This window comes from Shinella sumterensis (assembly GCF_004514425.2).
Classification (GTDB): Bacteria; Pseudomonadota; Alphaproteobacteria; order Rhizobiales; family Rhizobiaceae; genus Shinella; species Shinella sumterensis.
This window is the reverse complement of the sequence record NZ_MYFN02000018.1, coordinates 13,965-33,799: the sequence shown is the minus strand read 5'-3', so window position 1 is coordinate 33,799 and position 19,835 is coordinate 13,965. Positions and strand designations below refer to the sequence as shown.

General features: G+C 65.5%; 22 protein-coding genes. 9 read left to right on the top strand and 13 right to left on the bottom strand.

Going from position 1 to position 19,835, the window contains the following annotated elements:
* Positions 1–28: 28 nt before the first annotated feature.
* Complete coding sequence (gene mscL / locus B5M41_RS23645; RefSeq protein WP_134650852.1) at positions 29–475, bottom strand: large conductance mechanosensitive channel protein MscL; 447 nt, start codon at positions 473–475, stop codon at positions 29–31.
* A gap of 220 nt (positions 476–695) precedes the next feature.
* On the opposite strand from mscL, the gene B5M41_RS23640 reads away from it, so the two are divergent.
* Positions 696–4,196, top strand: coding sequence for a hybrid sensor histidine kinase/response regulator (locus B5M41_RS23640; protein ID WP_134650851.1), 3,501 nt, complete (start codon positions 696–698; stop codon positions 4,194–4,196).
* A 2-nt stretch (positions 4,197–4,198) separates the two neighbouring features.
* On the opposite strand, the gene B5M41_RS23635 is transcribed toward B5M41_RS23640, so the two are convergent.
* Together B5M41_RS23635 and B5M41_RS23630 are read right to left on the bottom strand one after the other, a co-directional pair.
* Positions 4,199–4,852, bottom strand: a complete 654-nt coding sequence (locus tag B5M41_RS23635) for a response regulator transcription factor (protein WP_134650850.1) — start codon at positions 4,850–4,852, stop codon at positions 4,199–4,201.
* Positions 4,853–4,920: 68 nt separating this feature from the next.
* Complete coding sequence (locus tag B5M41_RS23630) at positions 4,921–5,349, bottom strand: hypothetical protein (protein ID WP_134650849.1); 429 nt, start codon at positions 5,347–5,349, stop codon at positions 4,921–4,923.
* A 106-nt stretch (positions 5,350–5,455) separates the two neighbouring features.
* On the opposite strand from B5M41_RS23630, the gene B5M41_RS23625 reads away from it, so the two are divergent.
* The 3 genes from B5M41_RS23625 to B5M41_RS23615 all read left to right on the top strand — a co-directional run bounded on the left by B5M41_RS23625 (position 5,456) and on the right by B5M41_RS23615 (position 7,204).
* Entirely contained in the window at positions 5,456–5,803 is a 348-nt protein-coding gene (locus B5M41_RS23625; protein WP_134650848.1) for a DUF952 domain-containing protein, read from the top strand.
* Entirely contained in the window at positions 5,803–6,888 is a 1,086-nt protein-coding gene (locus B5M41_RS23620) for a quinone-dependent dihydroorotate dehydrogenase (protein WP_134650847.1), read from the top strand. Before B5M41_RS23625 ends, B5M41_RS23620 begins: the two co-directional genes overlap by 1 nt.
* 136 nt (positions 6,889–7,024) lie before the next feature.
* The gene (locus B5M41_RS23615) at positions 7,025–7,204 is read left to right on the top strand and encodes a DUF2934 domain-containing protein (protein WP_134650846.1); all 180 of its coding nucleotides are present in this window, start codon (positions 7,025–7,027) and stop codon (positions 7,202–7,204) included.
* 15 nt (positions 7,205–7,219) lie between these two features.
* Here the strand turns inward: B5M41_RS23615 and B5M41_RS23610 are convergent, their stop codons facing one another.
* The 5 genes from B5M41_RS23610 to B5M41_RS23590 form a co-directional block, all read right to left on the bottom strand.
* Entirely contained in the window at positions 7,220–7,402 is a 183-nt protein-coding gene (locus tag B5M41_RS23610; RefSeq protein ID WP_134650845.1) for a hypothetical protein, read from the bottom strand.
* Positions 7,399–7,635, bottom strand: a complete 237-nt coding sequence (locus B5M41_RS23605; RefSeq protein WP_230640316.1) for a hypothetical protein — start codon at positions 7,633–7,635, stop codon at positions 7,399–7,401. The genes B5M41_RS23610 and B5M41_RS23605 overlap by 4 nt, the downstream gene beginning before the upstream one ends.
* A 108-nt stretch (positions 7,636–7,743) precedes the next feature.
* Positions 7,744–9,105: an MATE family efflux transporter gene (locus B5M41_RS23600; protein ID WP_134650844.1), complete on the bottom strand. Its 1,362-nt coding sequence runs from the start codon at positions 9,103–9,105 to the stop codon at positions 7,744–7,746.
* 27 nt (positions 9,106–9,132) lie between these two features.
* On the bottom strand, positions 9,133–9,621 hold the full coding sequence (locus B5M41_RS23595; RefSeq protein ID WP_134650843.1) for a CAP domain-containing protein: 489 nt from the start codon (positions 9,619–9,621) through the stop codon (positions 9,133–9,135).
* A 2-nt stretch (positions 9,622–9,623) separates the two neighbouring features.
* Complete coding sequence (locus B5M41_RS23590; RefSeq protein WP_134650842.1) at positions 9,624–9,890, bottom strand: DUF6460 domain-containing protein; 267 nt, start codon at positions 9,888–9,890, stop codon at positions 9,624–9,626.
* A 144-nt stretch (positions 9,891–10,034) separates the two neighbouring features.
* Between B5M41_RS23590 and B5M41_RS23585 the strand changes: the two genes are divergently transcribed.
* Together B5M41_RS23585 and B5M41_RS23580 are read left to right on the top strand one after the other, a co-directional pair.
* Positions 10,035–10,976 carry a methyltransferase domain-containing protein gene (locus B5M41_RS23585; RefSeq protein WP_134650841.1) on the top strand — a complete coding sequence of 314 codons (942 nt, stop codon included), beginning with the start codon at positions 10,035–10,037 and terminating at the stop codon, positions 10,974–10,976.
* 55 nt (positions 10,977–11,031) lie between these two features.
* The gene (locus tag B5M41_RS23580; RefSeq protein ID WP_134650840.1) at positions 11,032–11,667 is read left to right on the top strand and encodes a YitT family protein; all 636 of its coding nucleotides are present in this window, start codon (positions 11,032–11,034) and stop codon (positions 11,665–11,667) included.
* Between the two features lie 4 nt (positions 11,668–11,671).
* Here B5M41_RS23580 and B5M41_RS23575 read toward each other — a convergent pair whose 3' ends face one another.
* Positions 11,672–12,136 carry a carboxymuconolactone decarboxylase family protein gene (locus B5M41_RS23575; protein ID WP_134650839.1) on the bottom strand — a complete coding sequence of 155 codons (465 nt, stop codon included), beginning with the start codon at positions 12,134–12,136 and terminating at the stop codon, positions 11,672–11,674.
* 22 nt (positions 12,137–12,158) lie between these two features.
* The gene (locus tag B5M41_RS23570; protein ID WP_134650838.1) at positions 12,159–12,656 is read right to left on the bottom strand and encodes an RrF2 family transcriptional regulator; all 498 of its coding nucleotides are present in this window, start codon (positions 12,654–12,656) and stop codon (positions 12,159–12,161) included.
* Between the two features lie 108 nt (positions 12,657–12,764).
* On the opposite strand from B5M41_RS23570, the gene B5M41_RS23565 reads away from it, so the two are divergent.
* Together B5M41_RS23565 and pdeM are read left to right on the top strand one after the other, a co-directional pair.
* The gene (locus B5M41_RS23565; protein WP_134650837.1) at positions 12,765–15,287 is read left to right on the top strand and encodes a ligase-associated DNA damage response DEXH box helicase; all 2,523 of its coding nucleotides are present in this window, start codon (positions 12,765–12,767) and stop codon (positions 15,285–15,287) included.
* 13 nt (positions 15,288–15,300) lie between these two features.
* Positions 15,301–16,026, top strand: coding sequence for a ligase-associated DNA damage response endonuclease PdeM (gene pdeM, locus B5M41_RS23560; RefSeq protein ID WP_134650836.1), 726 nt, complete (start codon positions 15,301–15,303; stop codon positions 16,024–16,026).
* Positions 16,027–16,037: 11 nt separating this feature from the next.
* Here the strand turns inward: pdeM and B5M41_RS23555 are convergent, their stop codons facing one another.
* Positions 16,038–17,261, bottom strand: a complete 1,224-nt coding sequence (locus tag B5M41_RS23555) for a PQQ-dependent sugar dehydrogenase (protein WP_134650835.1) — start codon at positions 17,259–17,261, stop codon at positions 16,038–16,040.
* 228 nt (positions 17,262–17,489) lie between these two features.
* Here B5M41_RS23555 and B5M41_RS23550 point away from each other — a divergent pair, with 228 nt between their 5' ends.
* Complete coding sequence (locus B5M41_RS23550; RefSeq protein ID WP_134650834.1) at positions 17,490–17,930, top strand: universal stress protein; 441 nt, start codon at positions 17,490–17,492, stop codon at positions 17,928–17,930.
* Between the two features lie 4 nt (positions 17,931–17,934).
* Here the strand turns inward: B5M41_RS23550 and B5M41_RS23545 are convergent, their stop codons facing one another.
* Both B5M41_RS23545 and B5M41_RS23540 read right to left on the bottom strand, forming a co-directional pair.
* On the bottom strand, positions 17,935–18,726 hold the full coding sequence (locus B5M41_RS23545) for a TIGR02186 family protein (RefSeq protein ID WP_134650833.1): 792 nt from the start codon (positions 18,724–18,726) through the stop codon (positions 17,935–17,937).
* Positions 18,723–19,649, bottom strand: a complete 927-nt coding sequence (locus tag B5M41_RS23540) for a sulfite exporter TauE/SafE family protein (RefSeq protein WP_134650832.1) — start codon at positions 19,647–19,649, stop codon at positions 18,723–18,725. Before B5M41_RS23540 ends, B5M41_RS23545 begins: the two co-directional genes overlap by 4 nt.
* Positions 19,650–19,835 lie beyond the last annotated feature (186 nt).

The following is a 19,835-nucleotide window of genomic DNA, read 5'->3' as shown; positions in this document are numbered from 1 at the left end:
CCTTTTCTCATGCTCGTGCCAAGTGGCCTCAAACGGCCGGGCGGCTCTGGCTCTTCAGGAGATCGCGGATCTCGGTGAGCAGTTGCACGTCTTCCGGCGGCGGCGCGGCCTCGGGCGTGCCGGCGGCCTTTTCCTTTTCCAGCGATGCGCGCATGCGGTTCACGCCCTTGATCATCAGGAAGATGATCCAGGCGAGGATGAGGAAGTTGATCAGCACGGTGATGAAGTTGCCGTAGGCGAAGACGGCGCCCTGCTCACGCGCGGCAGCCAGCGACGTCGCCGTGACATTGCCCGACAGCGCGATGAAATAGTTCGAGAAATCGAAACCGCCGCCCGTCAGCGCGCCGACGATCGGCATGACGAGGTCGTTGACCACGGATTCGACGATCTTGTTGAAGGCAGCGCCGATGATGACACCCACGGCGAGGTCCATCACGTTGCCGCGGGCGATAAACTCCTTGAACTCATTGAGCATGAGGGCCTCCTTTTGCTGCGAATGACAAGGAAACTAATCGAGTTTTACTTTCGATGGAACTGCGAATTGTCAATCGCCTGACGGTTACACACCGCCATTTCGCGGGCAGCCGTCGCAGCCTGCCTTCGCGCGGCCTTGCATCTACGCCCAACGCATCATTTGCTTCCTTGCCGCTTTCGCCTATTCTCCGGCAAAAGGCCGAAGGACTGCGGGAGGAAGCATGCCGGGCTCGCTGATCATCGCGCTCGCGCTCGCCTATCTGCTGCTGCTTTTCGCGGTCGCAAGTTACGGCGACAGCAAGGCCCGGCGCTCCGAACGCGCGTCGAAGGGCCGGCCGCTCGTCTATGCGCTGAGCCTTGCGATCTACTGCACCTCCTGGACCTATTTCGGCGGCGTGGGCCTCGCCACCACGCATGGCCTTGAATTTCTCGGCATCTATATCGGCCCGATCCTGATGTTCACGCTCGGCATGCCGTTGCTGCGCCGCATCGTGACACTCGCCAAGTCCGAGCGCCTCACCTCGATCGCCGATTTCGTGGCCGCCCGCTACGGCAAGAATCCGGGTGTCGCCGCCGTCGTCGCGCTCATCTCGCTGATCGGCTACATTCCCTATATCGCGCTGCAATTGAAGGCCGTGTCGAGCTCGGTCGCCGCAATGGTCGACACGACCGGCTTCGGCATCGCCGCTTCCGGCGGCCTCATCGACCTGCCGCTGGTCGTTTCGCTGTTCCTTGCCTGTTTTGCCATCGTCTTCGGCACGCGCCACACGGATGCGACCGAGCATCAGGACGGGCTCATCCTCGCCATCTCCATGGAATCGGTGGTCAAGCTCATCGCCATGGCCTCGGTCGGCTTCTACGTCATCTTCTTCATGTTCGACGGTCCCGGCGATCTCTGGCAGCGGGCGTCCGAAAGCGTGCCCGTGATGCAGGCGCTGACCTACGAGACGCCCCTTGCGCGCTGGATCCTGCTGATCGTGCTGTCGGCCTTCGCCATCGTGATGCTGCCGCGCCAGTTCCACGTCACGGTCGTGGAAAACCGCACGATGGGGGAATTGCGGACGGCCGGCATCCTCTTTCCGCTCTACCTTATCGCCATCAACCTCTTCGTCCTGCCCGTCGCGATCGGCGGCGTGCTGACCTTCAACGGCCAGGGCGATGCCGATCTCTACGTTCTCACCCTGCCCTTCGCGCTCGATCAGCCGCTCCTGACCCTGATCGCCTTCATCGGCGGCTTTTCGGCCGCCACCGCCATGGTCATCGTCGCCTCGGTGGCGCTGTCCATCATGGTGTCGAACGACATCGTCATCCCGGTCGTGCTGAGGCGCAACCTCATCGGCGGCGTCGAGCAGCAGGACGACCTGTCGCGCATGCTGCTGCGCATCCGCCGTCTCGCCATCTTCTTCGTGATCCTGCTCGGCTACGCCTATTACCGCGCGACGACCGCCAATGCCGGGCTCGCCTCGATGGGCCTGCTGGCCTTTGCCGCGGTGGCGCAGGTCGCGCCCGCGCTGCTCGGCGGCCTGTTCTGGCGCAATGCCAATGCACGCGGCGCGATGGCAGGCATGATCTGCGGCCTCGTGGTGTGGGCCTACCTGCTGTTCCTGCCCAGTATCGGGGTTGCCGACAACGCCTATGTCGCCGAGACCATCCTCGGCTTCCTCTTCCCCGGCACCACGCTCTTCACCGGCGAGGCCGCGGATCCGCTGGTCAATGCCACGCTGGTCGCCATGATGGTCAATGTCGGCGCCTATGTGATCGGCTCGCTGACGCGCAATCCGACATCGCTGGAGCGTCTTCAGGCCGGCACCTTCATCCGCTCCAAGCCCCGCCTGGAGCGCGCCTTCCGCGGCCGCCGCACCAAGGTCACGGTCCGGGACCTCAAGACCACCATCGCCAAATATCTCGGCGAGGAGCGCATGCAGCGCTCCTTCCACACCTATGAGCGGCAGGTCGGCCGGTGGCTGGAGGACAATGCGCCGGCGGACGCCGCCATCGTGCATTTTTCCGAACAGCTTCTCGGCAGCGCCATCGGTTCGTCCTCGGCGCGCCTCGTGCTCTCGCTCGTGCTCCAGCGCATCGATGACACGCCGACGGATACCGACTGGCTGCTCGACCAGGCCAGCGAGGCGCTGCAGTACAATCAGGACATGCTCCAGACCGCGCTTGGCCAGATGGACCAGGGCATCGCCGTCTTCGACAGCGACGGCAATCTCACCGTCTGGAACCGGCGCTTCCGCCAGTTGCTCGACCTGCCGGAATATGTCGGCCAGGTCGGCTTCCCGCTCGCCGATATCGTCGAGATCCTCGTCGAGCGCGGCGATATCGCGGAGAACGACAGGGAAACCGCGATTTCGCGCATCATGACCTTCGACGAGGCTTTCCCGCTGGTGCTGGCCGGCGGCGAGCGCATCGTGGAGGTTCGCACCAATGCCATGCCGGAAAAGGGCTTCGTTTCCACCTATACCGACATCACCGACCGGGTGGCGGCCGATCGCGCGCTCAAGCAGGTCAACGAGACGCTGGAACATCGCGTCGCCGAGCGCACGGCGGAACTCACCCGCGTCAACACGGCGCTGGCCGAGGCCCGCGCCGCCGCCGAGGAAGCCAATATCGGCAAGACACGCTTCTTCGCCGCCGCAGGCCACGACATCCTCCAGCCGCTGAATGCCGCCCGGCTTTACTCCTCCTCGCTGGTCGAGCGGCTGGGCGATACGGAAAACCGGGAGATGATCCACAACATCGATTCCTCGCTGGAATCGGTGGAGGCGATCCTCGGCGCCGTGCTCGACATTTCGCGCCTCGATACCGGAGCGATGAAGCCGCGGGTGCAAACGGTTCTTCTCAAGGACCTGCTGAAACGCATCGAGACCGATTTCGCGCCCATCGCGCGGGCCAAGGACCTGAGCTTCAAGGTGCTGCCGAGTTCGCTCGCCATCCGCACCGATCCGAACCTGCTGCGTCGCGTCGTGCAGAACCTCGTGTCCAACGCCATCAAGTACACCCAGTCCGGCAAGGTGCTCGTCGGCGTGCGGCGCAAGGGCGGGCATGCCGTGATCCAGGTGCTGGATTCCGGCATCGGCATTCCCGCATCGAAGTTCCGCACGGTCTTCAAGGAATTCGCCCGCCTCGACGAGGGCGCCCGCACGGCGCCGGGCCTCGGGCTCGGGCTCTCCATCGTGGATCGCATCTCGCGCGTGCTCTCGCATCCCGTCGAGTTGCAGTCCACACCCGGGCGCGGCACCAGCTTCAAGGTCCGTGTCCCCATCGACGCCACGGCAAGCCGGCCCGTGGCCGAAACGTCGGCACGCGCGCCGGTGAGCGAAGAGCCGCTGAAGGGCCTGCGGGTGCTGTGCATCGACAACGAACCCAGGATCCTTGATGGCATGCGTCTGCTGCTGTCCGGCTGGGGCTGTACCGTGACGCTGGCGGATTCCGTCGCGGCGGTCGACGCGGTCATGGCGGAGGGCGCGGCCGGATTCGATGCCGTCATCGCCGACTATCACCTCGACGACGGGACCGGGATCGCCGCGATCGCGACGCTGCGCAAGGCGCTCGGCCGCGAGGTGCCGGCCCTGCTCGTCACCGCCGACCGTACGCCGGATGTGCGCGCCGAGGCGGAACGCGACAATATCCTCGTGCAGAACAAGCCTGTCCGCCCTGCCTCGATGCGGGCCTGGCTCACGCAGCTTTCAACGGTGGAGCGCGCGGCCGCGGAGTGACGTCAGGCCGCCGCCTGCGCGGCGCCGATCTTGCCGAGCTGGATGACCGCCTGGGTGCGGCTGTCGACATTGAGCTTCAGCAGAATGGCCGAGACATGGGCCTTGATGGTCGCCTCGGATACGCCGAGCTCATAGGCGATCTGCTTGTTGAGCAGGCCTTCGGCCAGCATGGCGAGCACGCGCGACTGCTGCGGCGTCAGCGTGCGCAGGCGGGCGATGAGGTCTGCCACCTCGCCGTCCTGTTCGGGCGCGCGCACATAGCCGCCCGGCGTATAGACATCGCCTGACAGCACCGAGCCGATGCCTTCGCGGATATCGTCGATGGAGGCGGATTTGGAAATGAAGCCGGACGCGCCGAGATCGAGCGCCCTGCGGATGGTGGCGGGATCGTCGCTGGCGGAAACGATGACGACGGGCAGGCTCTGGAACTCGGCCCGAAGCGCGATCAGGCCCGACAGGCCGCTGACGCCGGGCATGGCGAGATCGAGCAGTAGCAGGTCGGCATCCGGACAGGCTTCGGCGGCCTTGCGCGCGGCCTCGAAATCCCCCGCCTCGACGATATCGGGATTGCCCGCCATTCCGGTCAGCGCCTGTTTCAGCGCGCCGCGGAACAGCGGATGGTCATCCGCAATGATGATCGTGAGTGCCGATGCCATGCGCTCCCTCCCAAGAGTTGATGGACCCTGCGACGGAACAGGCGCGGCTTGGCCGGCAAAACGCTCCGTCAGGTCTTCTGCGGGACCGCGTCCTTCCCGGGGGCTGGCTCCTCCTTGCCGTCCTCCAGGTTTTTCACGATCCCCATGAACCTTTGCATCATCTTTTCCATGATGCTCATGGTCCGGTCAATCTCTTCATCCGATGGTAGAGCAGGTTTTGCGGTTGACTGGCCGGTTGCAACCGCTTTTTCCAGCGCTTCGACGCGCTTGGTCAGGAGATCGAGTTCCTTTTCGAAGGCCGCGCGCTCGTCGGCGGCCATGCGGCAGACGATCTGCCCGTCCTTTTCCTGGCAGAGCGAAAGGTCGCCCGAGGCGGTATCGAGCCGCACGAAGCCGGTATCCGTCTTCTCCATGCGGTAGCGGCCTTCGCCTTCGGCATGGGCGGCGCCGGCGGCGAGCGCGGCAACGAGGGTCAAGGGAAGAGCAGAAATTCGCATGCAAAATCCTCCAGGAGCCGGTTTGCCGGGCTGTGGCCGGTGGACATTCGCCGTTCTTTGCGGCAAGCGCTAGCATGGAACGCGCCAGCCGGGAGAAACGGACGAGATGACCAAGACAATCTACAAGATCGTTCCGTCAAGTCTGTGGCAAAAAGCGAAGGCGGCCGGAATATTTAAAGGCGCGGCCATCGACCTCTCGGACGGCTACATCCATTTCTCCACCGCATCGCAGGCGAGAGAAACCGCCGCACGCCATTTCGCGGGCCAGGGCGACCTTCTCCTCGTCGCGGTCGACGGCGATGCGCTGGGCGATACGCTCGTCTACGAACCCTCGCGCGGCGGCGATCTCTTTCCGCATCTTTATGCCGCGCTTCCTCTCTCCGCCGTCCTCTGGGAGAAGCCCCTGCCGCTCGGGCCCGACGGCGCCCACCAGTTTCCGGAGATGCCGCTCTGATGTCATTGCTTTCCTCGCTCGGCCGCAAGGGCCTCTTCCTGTTCGACCCGGAAACCGCGCACGGCCTTTCGATCGCGGCGCTGAAGACCGGCATCGTGCCCGCCTGCCCGGCCAAGGCCGATCCGCGCCTCGCGCAGACCGTCGCCGGGCTCAATTTTCCCAATCCGCTCGGCATGGCCGCCGGCTATGACAAGAACGCGGAGGTGCCCGAAGCCCTCATCCGCCTGGGCTTCGGCTTTGCCGAGGTCGGCACGCTGACGCCGCGCGCGCAGGAGGGCAATCCCAAGCCGCGCATCTTCCGCCTCGTCGCCGACGATGCCGTGATCAACCGGCTCGGCTTCAACAATGCCGGCCATGCCGCCGCGCTTGAACGGCTGAAACGCTGCCGGCGCGATGCGCTGATCGGCGTCAATATCGGCGCCAACAAGGACAGCGCGGATCGCATCGCGGATTATGTGGCCGGCATCCGCACCTTCTACGATGTCGCCCGCTATTTCACCGCCAACATTTCCTCGCCCAACACGCCGGGCCTGCGCGACCTGCAGGCAAAGGAAAGCCTGCACGCACTGCTGTCGTCCGTGCTGATGGCGCGGGCCGAGGAAGCGACCCGCAGCGGCCGGCAGGTGCCGGTCTTCCTCAAGATCGCGCCCGATCTCACCGAAGAAGGCTTGGACGATATCGCCGAGGTGGCGCTCGCCCATCCGCTCGACGGGCTGATCGTTTCGAACACGACCCTCTCGCGCGAAGGGCTGCGCGACACAAGCCAGGCCGGCGAGGCCGGCGGGCTTTCCGGCAAGCCGCTCTTCGAGAAATCGACCGTCGTGCTCGCCAAGATGCGCCGGCGCGTCGGCGACGACCTGCCGATCATCGGCGTGGGTGGCGTTTCGGATGCGCAGACCGCGGCGGAGAAAATCCGCGCGGGCGCGAACCTCGTGCAGCTCTATTCCTGCATGGTCTATGCCGGTCCCACCCTGCCGGGCACAATCGTCAGCGGCCTCTCGCGCCTGTGCGATCGCGAGCAGGTGTCGTCGATCTCGGCGCTGCGCGGCAGCCGTATGGCGCACTGGGCCGACCGCAACATCTGACGACCGCTACGGAACCAAAGCCCCTCCTGATGGATTCTTGGTGAGGCGGGTGGAGTGTTCGGMAAAAGCGGTTCACATCGACGGTAGCCTGCACCGAGCCCGCCATAATGGCCGAATGGCCAAGGAGGGACACACCATGGAAGACCAGGACGACAGGATTCGCAGAAGGGCTCATGAAATCTGGAAACAGGAAGGCAGCCCCGAAGGGCGGGAATATTCCCACTGGCTGCGCGCCCGAGCGGAGATCCGCGAAGAGGATGCCAACACCATCACTCAGGATCTATACAGGGTCGCGCAGCTGAACAGGTCGTTTTGAAACGGCGGTGAACGCTCAGCGTTGATTGGAACGGATTTCGTCCAGTTTACCGATAACCACCGCTATCGCGAAGCAAACGGACCCGAGGCCGAAGGATATGGTTCCGAGAGTCAATCTTGGAACCGCTTCGGCCTCCACAATGAACAACAGACCGATGGCCATCTGGATCAGCGCGAGGACGAAGACGGCGATCTTCATTTGATCACCGCAGCGCAGTCGAACTTGATGGCGTCCACCTCGCCGGAGGCGACGTTGTATTCACTCATCTGCAGAAACGAGCAGACGTAGATCTTTTCCTCGTTCTGCAGGAAGACATAGTTTCCGCTCGTCGATTTGATTTCATATCCCTGTGCGGCGAGATCCAGAATGGTTGGCCGTGTTTGGGCGCTGGAAGCGGACGTCATCGCGAGAAAAACGACGATCGCGGTCAAAAGGCTTTTCATTTTCATCATACACTCTGTCTTGGTTTCGTGTGTTCCGGGGAGCAAACGAAACGCAGAGTAGTCGGGGCGAGGCAGGGTTCAACCCTGAAATCGCCTCTAGACGCGGCTTTGCCCGGCAAATTGCCGCCCCGCCAGCGCCGGCAGGCGCAGCGCCAGGAACAGGCCCCGGAAGGCGAGAAACAGGTTGAGCGCCAGCCACAGGCCGTGATTGCCCAGGAGCGGCACGAACAGCGCCAGCGCCAGGAGATAGCCGGCAAAGGCCGCCAACATCATGTTGCGCATCGCGCCGGACCATGTCGCGCCGATAAAGACCCCGTCCATCTGGAAGGCGAGCGCGCCGGTGACGGCCGTCAGCGCGGCCCAGGGCAGGTATTTGGCCGCTTCCGCGCGCACGCTTTCCGTCGTCGTCAGCAGGCCGATGACATCGGTGCCGAAGACGAGGAACAGCAGCGTCGTCACGATGCCGAGACCGAAGGACCAGAAGAGCGTGAGCTTCACGGCGCGGTCGAAGGCCGGCCGGAAATTGGCGCCGAAGGCCCTGCCGACGAGCTGTTCGGCGGCATTGGCAAGGCCGTCGAGATAGTAGCCCGCGACGAGGAAGATGTTCATCAGCACGGCATTGGCGGCCAGCACCAGCGGACCCATGGACGAGCCGATGCGCGTCATGATGGCGAAGGCGCCGATCAGCACGAAAGTGCGGATCATGATGTCGCGATTGAGGGAAAACAGCGCCTTCAGCCGTTCGCGCTCGAAGACTTCCGCCCGCGCGGGCCGCTGCGCCCGGTCGAAGCGCGACACGACGAGCGCCAGGCCCGCCAGCATGCCGGTCGTCTCGCCGACGACGGCGCCCCAGGCGATGCCGGCAATGCCCCAGCCCCACCAGAGGCCGAGAACGATCGACAGGACGATGTTCACCCCGTTGATGATGGCCTGCAGCATCAGCCCCGTCATGCCCTGCCCGCGCCCCAGCACGAAGCCGAGCAGCGCGTAATTGCCGAGCGCCATGGGGGCGGCGAGCGCGCGGATGAGGAAATAGGTCGAGGTCACGGCCGCGACATCCTGCGACGGCGCCATCAGGAACAGGCCGGCGGAAAGCAGGAACGGCGAGAGCAGCGCGATCGCCAGCCCGCAACAGAGCGCGATGATGAGCGAACGCCAGTAGACCGCCTGCTCCTCGCGCCGGTCGCCGCGGCCGAAGGCCTGCGCGACGAGGCCGGTGGTGGAGGCGCGCAGGAAATTGAAACTGCCGAGCAGCAGGTCGAACAGGACGGCGCCCACGGCCATGCCGGCCAGCGCATTGGCCGAGCCGAGCCGCCCGGCCACGGCCGTATCGGTGAGCCCGATCAGCGGCGTGGTGAGAAAGCCGAGCGTCATGGGTATGGCGATGGAAAGCACCAGCCGGTGCGTCACCTCGAAGGGGCCGGCGCCTTCGTTTTCACCTACCGCCGATGCATTCATGCCCTGCCCCCCGGTGGCTCTACGTGTTCAGCTCGACAGGACCATCGCCCAGTACGGCCGGTTGCCGGAGGCGGGATTGGAGACGACCGCCACGCCGAGGCCGCGATAGCCGGCACCCAGCATGTTCGTCAGGTGCCGGGGCGAGCGATACCAGGCATCGAAGGCCGCCGCCGCCGTGCTTTGCCCGACCGCGATATTCTCGGCCGCCGGAAGCGGCACTTCCATGCCCTTCATGCGGTTGAGGAAATTCGCGCCGAGGCCGATATTGTGCTCCATCTTGCCGGCAGACGCCATGCGGCTCGCCTGGTCCATCGCCGCACGCTGCGCCTGTCTGTCGATGGCAAGCGGCGGCAGGCCGCGCTCTGCCCTCAGCTTGTTGACGAGGGCGAGCGAGGCGGCCGTCTGGTCGCTGCCCGTCCCGGCGGAAGGCGCAAGAACGCTGGTGGTGGAACAGCCGGCGGCGAGCGCGGCGATGGCGGCCGCGGAGGCGGCAAGGAAGGTGCGGCGTGTCAGCATGGTCAGCGCTTGTAGCTGAACAGGCGGATGAGGATGAAGATCGGCACGACGATGACGGCACCGAGCAGGAGATAGTCGCCGAGCCGGCCGAGCGTCTTGAAGCCGGTGTTCCAGAGATCCAGCACGAAATCGCGGGCGGCGAAGAGGATATCGTCGGGGTAGAGCCCGAAGATCGACATCAGGAAGCCCACGGCCACCGACAGGATCAGGAGCTTGATGATCACGCGCAGCGGCGAGTCGCCGAGGAACCCGTTCACGCCATTGGACATCCGCTGATTCTCCATAAATTCGTCTGCACTCCAGATAAGCCCTTGCCGATCCGGCGGCAAGCGAAGCCTCCGTGTGAGAATTCACTTGCCTTTTGTCATGGCCCTGCCATGTAGCGGCATCCGCTTCCCGTTTCCGAGCCCCCAATGACGAGCCCGCATTTCTCCTCCGGCGATCTCATCGCCGACCGCCGCGCCGATTACGCCCGCATGTTCGCGGAATCGGGGGAGTATGCGGAGGCTGCGGAGCTGATGGAACAGGCGCTCGAACAGGTGCCCGGCTGGGCCGCCGGCTGGTTCCGGCTGGCCGAATATGCCGAGAAATCGGGCCAGAAGGAGGCGGCCGCCACGGCGCTGCGCACGGTCGTCGCGCTCGACCCGGCGGATATTTTCGGCGCTGGCCTCAAGCTGGCCGTGCTCGGCGTCACGGATGCGCCCGCCGCCCCGCCGACGCCCTATGTCGAACGGCTCTTCGACGACTATGCCGACCGTTTCGACACCGCCCTTGTCGAGCGGCTGGAATACACCGTTCCGCAAACGCTCGCGGCCCTCGTGCGCAAGCACACGGGAGACGATGCGCGGTTCGGCCTCGTCTCGGATATCGGCTGCGGCACGGGCCTGTTCGGCGTGGAGATCCGCGGCAATGCCGTGCGCCTCGAAGGCTTCGACCTGTCTGCCGGCATGTTGGCCAAGGCCAGCGAAAAGGCGGTCTACGATCACCTCGCCCAGGCCGACCTGTCGCTGCCGGCCCCCGCAAGCGGCCTCTTTGCCGATGGACCGGAGGGGCGCGCCGATCTCGTCAGCGCCGCCGACGTGCTGATGTATCTCGGCGACCTCGCGGAAGTCTTTCCGAGCGTTGCCCGCCTTGCGCGACCGGGCGGGCTCTTCGCATTTTCGGTCGAGGATGGCGGGCCGGGCGAGACGCCGTTGCTGCGGCCCTCGTTGCGCTATGCCCATCCGGAAGGCTTCATCCGCCGCAGGCTTGCCGAAAACGGCTTTAACCTGCTGACGCTGGAACGCAGCGTGATCCGCCGCGATGCCGGCGAACCCGTGCACGGCCTTCTCTTCCTCGCGCAACGCCAGGCATAGGCTTGCGTCCGACGCGCGGCGCGATACAACAACAAGACACGAGCGGAGATCGGCCATGGACGGCGACAAGCGGCGTTTCGGCTTCTGGAATCCCACCCCCACGCGCCACACGCCGCTGGAGGATGCGCAGGGCCTGCTTGCCAGCAGCATGATCGCCGCATTGGGCCTCGCCCTCATGAGCAGCGCCGGGCTCGTTGCGAGCGGCACCGCCGGCGTCGCCTTCATCCTGCATTACCTGACGGGCTACAGCTTCGGCCTCTTCTACACGGTCGTGAACATCCCCTTCTATCTGCTCGGCCTCAAACGCCTTGGCCGCGCCTTCACCGTCAAGACGATTATCGCGGTATCGCTGACTTCAGTGATTACCGAAATGCAGCCGCATTTCGTGCGCATCGAGAGCATCCATCCCATGTGGACGGCGGTGCTCGCCGGCATCCTGCTCGGCTTCGGCCTGCTCGGGCTCTATCGCCACCGCGCCAGCCTGGGCGGCGTGGGCATTCTCGCCGTCTATCTTCAGGATCGCTTCGGCATACGCGCCGGCCTCGTGCAGCTTGCCTTCGATATCTTCGTGCTGGTCGCCGCCTTTGCGGTCGCGGCCCCGTTCATCGTGCTCTGCTCGGTCGTCGGCGCGGTGGTTCTCAATCTCTTCCTGACCGTCAACCACCGCGCCGACCGCTACATTGCGATGTGACGCGTCATGCCGCCTTCGTCGATGCGTCCAGCGGGTGCTGGTTGCGGAAGCTGACGGCGACACGGTTCCAGATGTTGATCGTGCCGATCGCGATCGTCAGCTTGGCGATTTCGGCCTCCGTGAAAAAGGCCTTCAGCGGTTCGTAGGCCGCGTCAGGCGCTCCGGTGTCGGCGACGCGCGTCACGGCCTCGGTCCATTCCAGAACGGCGCGTTCGAGCGGGGTGTAGACCGGCGATTCGCGCCACACCGACAGGAGGTTGATCCACTGTTCGGACAGGCCGTGGTGGCGCGCTTCCTTCACATGCATGTCGACGCAATAGGCGCAGCCGTTGATCTGCGACGCGCGCAGCTTGATCAGATGGATCAGGGCCGGGGCGAGGCCGGAATCCCGCGTGATGTAGGTCTCCAGCCCCATGATCGCCTTGTAGGCATCGGGCGCCACCTTGTAGCCGTTCAGTCGCTCCTGCATGGTCGTTCTCCTGTTGTGGGCGTCATGCGCCCTGTTTGCGTTCATGAATGGCCAGAAAGGCGCAGCCGCGCGCCGCAATCGAGCCGTCGTCGCCTGCCGCCACGTCGGCGAGGATATCGGCCACCGTCACGCGCCGCAGTTCGGCGCGATAGGCCTTTTCCGCGCGCAGCATGGCGGCATTGATCTCGCACGGCCGCGTCGGCTTGCCCGGCAGCGGATTGGGACCGCGCTGGCGGATTTCCAGACAGCGGAAGGCAGGTTCCGGCCCCTCGACGGCCAGCACGATATCCAGAAGCGTGATCTGCTCGGCCTTGCGCGCCAGACGGTAACCGCCCCGGGGGCCGGGCAAGGTGGAGAGCAGGCCGGCCCCGGACAGGGCCTGGAGATGCTTCAACAGATAGCTCGTCTTCACGCCGTGATACGCCGCGAGCGAAGCGGCCGACAGCACGCCGTCGGCGGACAGCTGCGCGAGCATCGCCACGCTGTGGATCGCCTGTTCGACACCTTCACTGAGCTTCACCGGCACCTCCGATAATCATGGACAATAATTATCCATGATTCTTTTCGGAGTCAATCGCCGGCCTGCGGTTCTTTTCTTTCGGGGAGGATGGACTAGCTTGTCTTCGACATGACCGATTCCGCCGAAGCCGCCCGTGCCCTGCTGCCCGCGACCTTCTCTGCATGGTTCGCAGGCAAGGGCTGGCAGCCGCGCGCCCATCAGATGGAGCTTCTCGCGCGCGCCACGGCGGGCGAGAGCCTGCTGCTCATCGCGCCCACCGGTGCGGGCAAGACGCTGGCCGGCTTCCTGCCGGCGCTGACCGACCTGGCGCGACGCGGCAAGATCCCGCCGGGCTCCGCCTTCACCGGCATCCATACGCTTTACATCTCACCCCTGAAGGCGCTGGCCGTCGACATCGAGCGCAACCTGATGAAGCCCGTCTCGGAGATGGGTCTGCCCATCACCATCGAGACGCGCACCGGCGACACCCCGCAGGCCAAGCGCCAGCGCCAGCGGCTGAACCCGCCCGATATCCTTCTGACCACGCCCGAACAGGTGGCGCTGCTCATCGCCAACGGCGAGGCGGCGCGTTTCTTCAAGGACCTGAAATACGTCATCTTCGACGAGCTTCACTCGCTCGTCACCTCCAAGCGCGGCCATCTGCTGTCGCTCGGCCTCGCGCGCCTGCGCCGCCTTGCGCCCGGTCTCAGGACCATCGGCCTCTCCGCCACGGTGGCCGAGCCGATGGACCTGCGCCGCTGGCTGGTCGCGCAATCGGCCGGCGAGGAGAACCATGCCGGTCTCGTCACCGCGCCCGGCGGCGCAAGGCCCATCATCACCATCCTGAAAAGCGAGGAGCGCGTGCCCTGGTCCGGCCATCAGGCGAAATACGCCATGCCGGAGGTCTATGAGGCGATCAAGCAGCACAAGACGGCGCTGCTCTTCGTCAACACGCGCAGCCAGGCGGAAATCCTCTTCCAGGAACTCTGGAACATCAACGAGGATACCTTGCCGATCGCGCTGCACCACGGCTCGCTCGATGTCGGCCAGCGCCGCAAGGTCGAGCAGGCCATGGCGGAAAACCGGCTGCGCGCCGTCGTCGCCACCTCGACGCTCGATCTCGGCATCGACTGGGGCGATGTCGATCTCGTCATTCACGTCGGTGCGCCGAAGGGCGCCTCGCGGCTCGCCCAGCGCATCGGCCGCGCCAACCACCGCATGGACGAGCCGAGCCGCGCCATCCTGGTGCCCGCCAACCGCTTCGAGGTCATGGAGTGCCAGGCGGCGCTCGACGCCAACTATATCGGCGCGCAGGACACGCCGCCGGTCGGCGACGGCGCGCTCGACGTGCTCGCCCAGCATGTGCTCGGCATGGCCTGCGCAGCACCCTTCGACGAGGACGACCTCTTTGCCGAAGTCACCTCCGCCTCGCCCTATACCGGCCTGCCGCGCGAAAAATTCGGCCGCATCGTGCAATTCGTCGCGACCGGCGGCTATGCGCTGAAGACCTATGAGCGCTATGCCCGCATCCGCAGGACGCCGGACGGCCTCTGGCGCGTCTCCAACCCCGGCGTCGCGCAGCAATACCGGCTCAATCTCGGCACCATCGTGGAAATGCCCATGCTCAATGTGCGCATGGTCAAGCGCGGCGCGAAGGGTGCGGTCGGGCGCGGCGGCGCGTCGCTCGGCAAGGTGGAGGAATATTTCCTCGAAATGCTCTCGCCCGGCGATACCTTCCTGTTCTCCGGCAAGGTGCTGCGTTTCGAGGGCATCCGCGAGAACGAATGCCTCGTCAGCCAGGCTTTCGCGCTCGACCCGAAGGTGCCGGCCTATGCCGGCGGCAAGTTCCCGCTCTCCACCTATCTCGCCGATCAGGTGCGCGGCATGCTGGACGATCCCGCGCGCTGGGGTGCGCTGCCCGACCAGGTGCGCGACTGGCTCGCCTTGCAGCGCGACGTCTCGTCCCTGCCCAGGCGCGACGAGCTGCTGATCGAGACGTTCCCGCGCGGCAGCCGGCACTACATGGTGGCCTATCCCTTCGAAGGGCGGCTTGCCCACCAGACGCTCGGCATGCTGCTGACGCGCCGGCTGGAGCGCGCCGGCCGCCGGCCGCTCGGCTTCGTCGCCACCGACTATTCGCTCGCCATCTGGGCGCTGGACGATCTCGGCCATGCCTTTGCCGTCGAGCGCCCGTCGCTGTCGGCACTCTTCGACGAGGACATGCTGGGCGACGATCTGGAGGCCTGGCTCGACGAAAGCTACATGCTCAAGCGCACCTTCCGCAATTGTGCCGTGATTGCCGGCTTGATCGAGCAGCGCCATCCGGGCAAGGAAAAGACCGGGCGGCAGGTCACCGTTTCCGCCGACCTGATCTACGACGTGCTGCGCAGCCACGAGCCGGACCACATCCTGCTCGAGGCGACACGCAACGATGCGGCGGCGGGGCTTTTGGATATTCAGCGATTGGGCGATATGCTGGCCCGAATCAAAGGGCACATCACCCACCGGCAACTGACCCGCATCTCGCCGCTCGCCGTGCCGATCATGCTGGAGATCGGCAGGGAAACGGTGGCGGGCGAGGCGCAGGATTCGCTGCTGGCAGAAGCCGCGGACGACCTGATCGCCGAAGCGATGGGCGAGCCGGACAGTTAAGAAAGACGAAGGCGTGCAGCGACTGGCATTGGCATCGACGGAGATACAGGATTTCGGCGCGGTTTGCGCGCGCACCGTCATTGCCGGCGTCGAGGCCGTCTGCGATCCGCTGGGTGCGCTCTACCTGCCGGAAACCCGCCTGCTCGTCGTCTCCGACCTGCACCTCGAAAAGGGTGCCGCCTTCGCCCGCCGCGGCATGATGCTGCCGCCCTATGACACGCTCGCCACGCTGAAGGTGCTGGAAGCCGTCATCCGACGGCACGACCCGGCCATCGTCATCAGCCTCGGCGACAATTTCCACGACCGCATCGGTTCCGCCCACCTGCCGGAGATCTTCCGCGCGAAGATCGTGGAACTGGCGCGCGGCCGCGAATGGATATGGATCAACGGCAACCACGACCCCGACGGCACCGTGAACCTGCCGGGCCAGTCGGCCGACGAGCTGCATTATGCCGGGCTCGCCTTTCGCCACGAACCGTCGCTCATAGCGCCCGACGGCGAGATCGCCGGGCATCTTCATCCCGCCGCCACCGTCATCCGCCGCGAAAGGGCGGTGCGGCGGCCCTGCTTCGCCACCGACGGCCGGCGCCTGCTGATGCCGGCCTTCGGGATCATGACGGGCGGGCTCGACCTGCGCCACCGGGCGATGACCGGTCTTTTCGACCGGCCAAGCCTCGTCGCCCACATGCTCGGCCGCGACCGCATCTACTCCGTGCGGTTTGCCAATCTGCGCGGCTGAGCGCCGGCGCCCTAGCGCTTCACCAGCCGCAGGATCGTCGATTCGCCGCCGCCGCGCGGCTCCGTCACGGCAAACACCGAACCGTCGGACGCGACCTTCACGTCGCGGATGCGGGCGTCGAGCGGAACGCGCTCTTCATGCGCCACCTTGTCGCCGTCCATGTGCAGCACCACGAGGCCCTGGCTGACGAGGCCGCCGATGAGGAAGGCACCCTTCCATTCCGGGATCGCGTCGCCATCGTAATAGGCCATGCCGGAAGGGCCGATAACCGGATCCCAATAATAGACCGGCTGCTCGGTGCCTTCGAGCGCGGTGATGCCCTCGCCCACCTTGCCGCCGCTGTATTCGACGCCGTAGGTCACCTTCGGCCAGCCGTAGTTCTTGCCGGCCTCCGGGCGGTTCAGCTCGTCGCCGCCCTTCGGCCCGTGCTCGACCGTCCAGAGACGACCCTGCCCGTCGAGGGTCGCCGATTGCAGGTTGCGGTGGCCGTAGCTCCAGATCTCCGGCAACGCGCCGTCCTGCGTGGCGAACGGATTGTCGGCATGCGCCTTGCCCTCCGCATCGAGACGGAAGACCTTGCCGAAGCCGCTGCCGAGATCCTGCGCCCCGACACGGGTCTCGGCGTCGGACCGTTCGCCGACGGTGACATAGAGCTCGCCCTGCGGCCCGAAGACCAGACGCGAGCCGAAATGCTTGTCGCCGTCATAGGTCGGCATCTGCTGGAAGATGACCTTCACGTCCTGCAACGAGAATTTCCCGTCCTGCTCGGCCAGCGTCGCGGAAGCGACCGACGTGCCGTTACCGCCCTCGCGCGGCTCCGAATAGGAGAAGTAGATGCGGTTGGAGCTTTCGAAATCCGGGGCCAGCGCCACATCGAGCAGGCCGCCCTGCCCGTCGGACATCACCTCCGGCACGCCTTCGATCGCCGGGCTCGCCTCGCCATTCTCCTGCGAAACGACGTGCATGGTGCCAGCCTTGGCCGTCACGAGCATGCGCCCGTCCGGCAGGAACTCCATGGCCCAGAGATGCGGCAGGCCCTGCGCCACCACATCCACGGCGATCTCGGGCGTGCTGTCGGGCAGCGTGGCACGCGTCTGGCCTTCGAAAGCCGGCTTCTGGTCGGGCGCATTTGCCTGGCCGGTTTCGGCGGTGCGTGCGGTCTGGGCAAAGGCCGGCGCCGCAAGAAGCGTGGCGGCAAGCATGGTTCCGGCGAGGAAGAAGCTGGTCGTGCGCATGGTGGTTCCCTTGTTGATCGAGCATGATGGCCCGCTTGGACGCGCGCCACCCTGACGTTGCAAGGGTGCGAAAGCGTGATTTGTTTCAACACATCATTTCAAGAAATGTTTATCGCGCATTCGACGCGATGCGCCCATGGCCGCGACTTGACGAAACCGACAGGGTTGATTTCCATCAAGGCAGGACCCGGCTTTGGCCGTAGTCTGCGCAAAGAGGGAGATCGCGCCATGTACACGCATATTCTCGTTCCCACCGATGGATCGGACCTGTCGACGGCGGCCGTCGACCAGGCGTTGCAGCTTGCCAAGGCGCTCGGCGCCCAGGTCACGGCGCTGACGGTGGCCGAACCGCTGCATTTTCTGCCCGTGACACCCGCCGCGACGGCGAGCCTGCGGATGGATTACGAAACCCATGTCAAAGAGGACGGCGTCCGCATCCTCGGCGCCGTGCGCGAGCGGGCGGCAGCGGCCGACGTGACGGTCGAGACGGTTCAGGAAACGGCCGGCGATGCCTGGCGGGCGATCATCGACACGGCTGAGCGCAAAGGCTGCGACCTCATCGTCATGGCCTCGCATGGGCGGCGCGGCGTCAGCGCCTTCCTGATGGGCAGCGTCACCACCAAGGTGCTCAGCCATTCGAAGGTGCCTGTGCTCGTCTACCGCGCCTGAGCAATCAGTCCTTGCGGAAGACGACGCTCGCCAGCCAGCCTGTCAGCGCCGCGAGGAACACCGAGAACGCGCCATAGGCCAGCGAATGGTCATAGGCCGCCGTCGAGATCATCTGCTCGATACCGGTCTTCATGACCCGCAGGGGCAGCGCCTTTTCCGAGATGAAGACGCCGTCGCGGAAAAGATGCGCGCGCACGATATGGGTGCCGTTGGGCACGTTCGCCGGCAGCTTCACCGTGGCCTTGAACAGGCTGGCGCTGATGAACTGCACGCCGCCCGGATCGCGCTGGTAGAAGCCGCCGCTTTCCTTCAGACGACGGAACGCGTCCCGGAACTCCGTGAGGTTGCTGCCGTCGCCGACGAAGCCGACGGGCGTGAGGCGGATATGCTGGATACCGACGCCCACGCCGTTCAGCACGGCGGGATCGGCGATGGTCTCGACATCGCGCGTGCTCGACAGCGAATAGGATTCCGGCACCAGTTCGAAGGTCATCGAGCGGCGGTTGACCCAGATGCCGAAGACGCGCTCCTTGATGCGCACCGTGTTGTTGTCCTTCGGCCCCTCCAGCGCCACGACGATGTCGTATTTGCGCTGGGCGAGCAAAGCCGGATCGTACCCTTCGATCGCGCCGAAGATCGTCAGGTCCGCGCCGCGGAAATCCGAGGAAATGGCGATCTCGTCGGTGGAGATGCCGATTTCCAGCTTCTCGGGCGCTTCGGCCGGCCTGTCTTCCTGCGCGGCGGCGGGAGACACGAGGCCGACGAAGAGCACGAGGAGCAAAGCAAGGGTTCTCATCGATAGACCCCCTCGCTGATGACCGAGTAGACATCGTCGGGCGTGACCACCAGGTCGACGGCGAGACGGGCGCCGACGGCCAGCACCAGCAGGGCGAGCAGCGCGCGCAGCTGTTCGCCGCGCAGCTTCTGGCCGACCCGCACGCCGTATTGCGCACCGATCACGCCCGCCACCATCAGGATGAAGGCGAGCACGATATCGACGGAATAGTTGGTCGTGGCCTGCACCACGGTCGTATAGGCGGTGACGAAGATGATCTGGAACAGCGAGGTTCCGACGACGACATTGGTGGGGATGCGCAGCAGGTAGATCATCGCCGGCACCATGATGAAGCCGCCGCCGACACCCATGACGGAGGTGAGGATGCCGATGCCGAAGCCCAGCCCGATGACGGGGATGACGCTGAGATAGATCTTCGATTTCTTGAAGCGCATCTTCAGCGGCAGGCGATGCACCCAGTTGTGCTGGCCGGGCCGGCGCAGCGAAACGGGCTGGTTGCTCGCCGAGCGGCGCATGGCGCGGATGCTTTCCAGCAGCATCAACGTGCCGACCGTGCCGAGCAGCACGACATAGAGCAGCGAGATGACGAGGTCGAGCTGGCCGACGCTGCGCAGCAACGCGAAGATCCAGATACCGACGGTGGCGCCCGCCAGACCGCCGAACAGCAGCACCGTGCCGAGCTTCACATCCAGCGTTCCGCGCCGGAAATGCGAGAGCGCGCCGGACATGGACGAGGCGACGACCTGGTTTGCGCCGGTGGCAACCGCGACGACGGGGGGGATATTGTAGAAGATGAGCAGCGGCGTGATCAGGAAGCCGCCGCCGACGCCGAACATGCCGGACAGGAAACCGACGGCCGCACCCATGCCCAGAATGATGAAGATGTTCACCGAGAGCTCTGCAATGGGCAGGTAGACAGTCACAACGGAACCCCGATCGGCAGTTTTGCCCTTGCGGGCTTACCTTGGCAGTCGCTTTTCACCCTATGCCTGCCGCCGCGGCGCCTCTTCGGCAGGCTGCGCATGCAGGAAAGCGCCCCGCCGTTGAAGGGGATGCCCCCGTCACGGCTGGTCACGCCTTGCATCACGCAAGAATTCGTCACACGGCGG

Coding starts and splice junctions, on each gene's coding strand:
- B5M41_RS23555 (WP_134650835.1), bottom strand. CDS start 17,261: ATGCGCACGACCAGCTTCTTCCTCGCCGGAACCATGCTTGCCGCCACG.
- B5M41_RS23615 (WP_134650846.1), top strand. CDS start 7,025: ATGGAAGACCAGGACGACAGGATTCGCAGAAGGGCTCATGAAATCTGG.
- B5M41_RS23550 (WP_134650834.1), top strand. CDS start 17,490: ATGTACACGCATATTCTCGTTCCCACCGATGGATCGGACCTGTCGACG.
- B5M41_RS23625 (WP_134650848.1), top strand. CDS start 5,456: ATGACCAAGACAATCTACAAGATCGTTCCGTCAAGTCTGTGGCAAAAA.
- B5M41_RS23620 (WP_134650847.1), top strand. CDS start 5,803: ATGTCATTGCTTTCCTCGCTCGGCCGCAAGGGCCTCTTCCTGTTCGAC.
- B5M41_RS23595 (WP_134650843.1), bottom strand. CDS start 9,621: ATGCTGACACGCCGCACCTTCCTTGCCGCCTCCGCGGCCGCCATCGCC.
- B5M41_RS23630 (WP_134650849.1), bottom strand. CDS start 5,349: ATGCGAATTTCTGCTCTTCCCTTGACCCTCGTTGCCGCGCTCGCCGCC.
- B5M41_RS23610 (WP_134650845.1), bottom strand. CDS start 7,402: ATGAAGATCGCCGTCTTCGTCCTCGCGCTGATCCAGATGGCCATCGGT.
- B5M41_RS23600 (WP_134650844.1), bottom strand. CDS start 9,105: ATGAATGCATCGGCGGTAGGTGAAAACGAAGGCGCCGGCCCCTTCGAG.
- B5M41_RS23635 (WP_134650850.1), bottom strand. CDS start 4,852: ATGGCATCGGCACTCACGATCATCATTGCGGATGACCATCCGCTGTTC.
- B5M41_RS23585 (WP_134650841.1), top strand. CDS start 10,035: ATGACGAGCCCGCATTTCTCCTCCGGCGATCTCATCGCCGACCGCCGC.
- B5M41_RS23545 (WP_134650833.1), bottom strand. CDS start 18,726: ATGAGAACCCTTGCTTTGCTCCTCGTGCTCTTCGTCGGCCTCGTGTCT.
- B5M41_RS23565 (WP_134650837.1), top strand. CDS start 12,765: ATGACCGATTCCGCCGAAGCCGCCCGTGCCCTGCTGCCCGCGACCTTC.
- B5M41_RS23575 (WP_134650839.1), bottom strand. CDS start 12,136: ATGCAGGAGCGACTGAACGGCTACAAGGTGGCGCCCGATGCCTACAAG.
- B5M41_RS23640 (WP_134650851.1), top strand. CDS start 696: ATGCCGGGCTCGCTGATCATCGCGCTCGCGCTCGCCTATCTGCTGCTG.
- B5M41_RS23590 (WP_134650842.1), bottom strand. CDS start 9,890: ATGTCCAATGGCGTGAACGGGTTCCTCGGCGACTCGCCGCTGCGCGTG.
- B5M41_RS23580 (WP_134650840.1), top strand. CDS start 11,032: ATGGACGGCGACAAGCGGCGTTTCGGCTTCTGGAATCCCACCCCCACG.
- mscL (WP_134650852.1), bottom strand. CDS start 475: ATGCTCAATGAGTTCAAGGAGTTTATCGCCCGCGGCAACGTGATGGAC.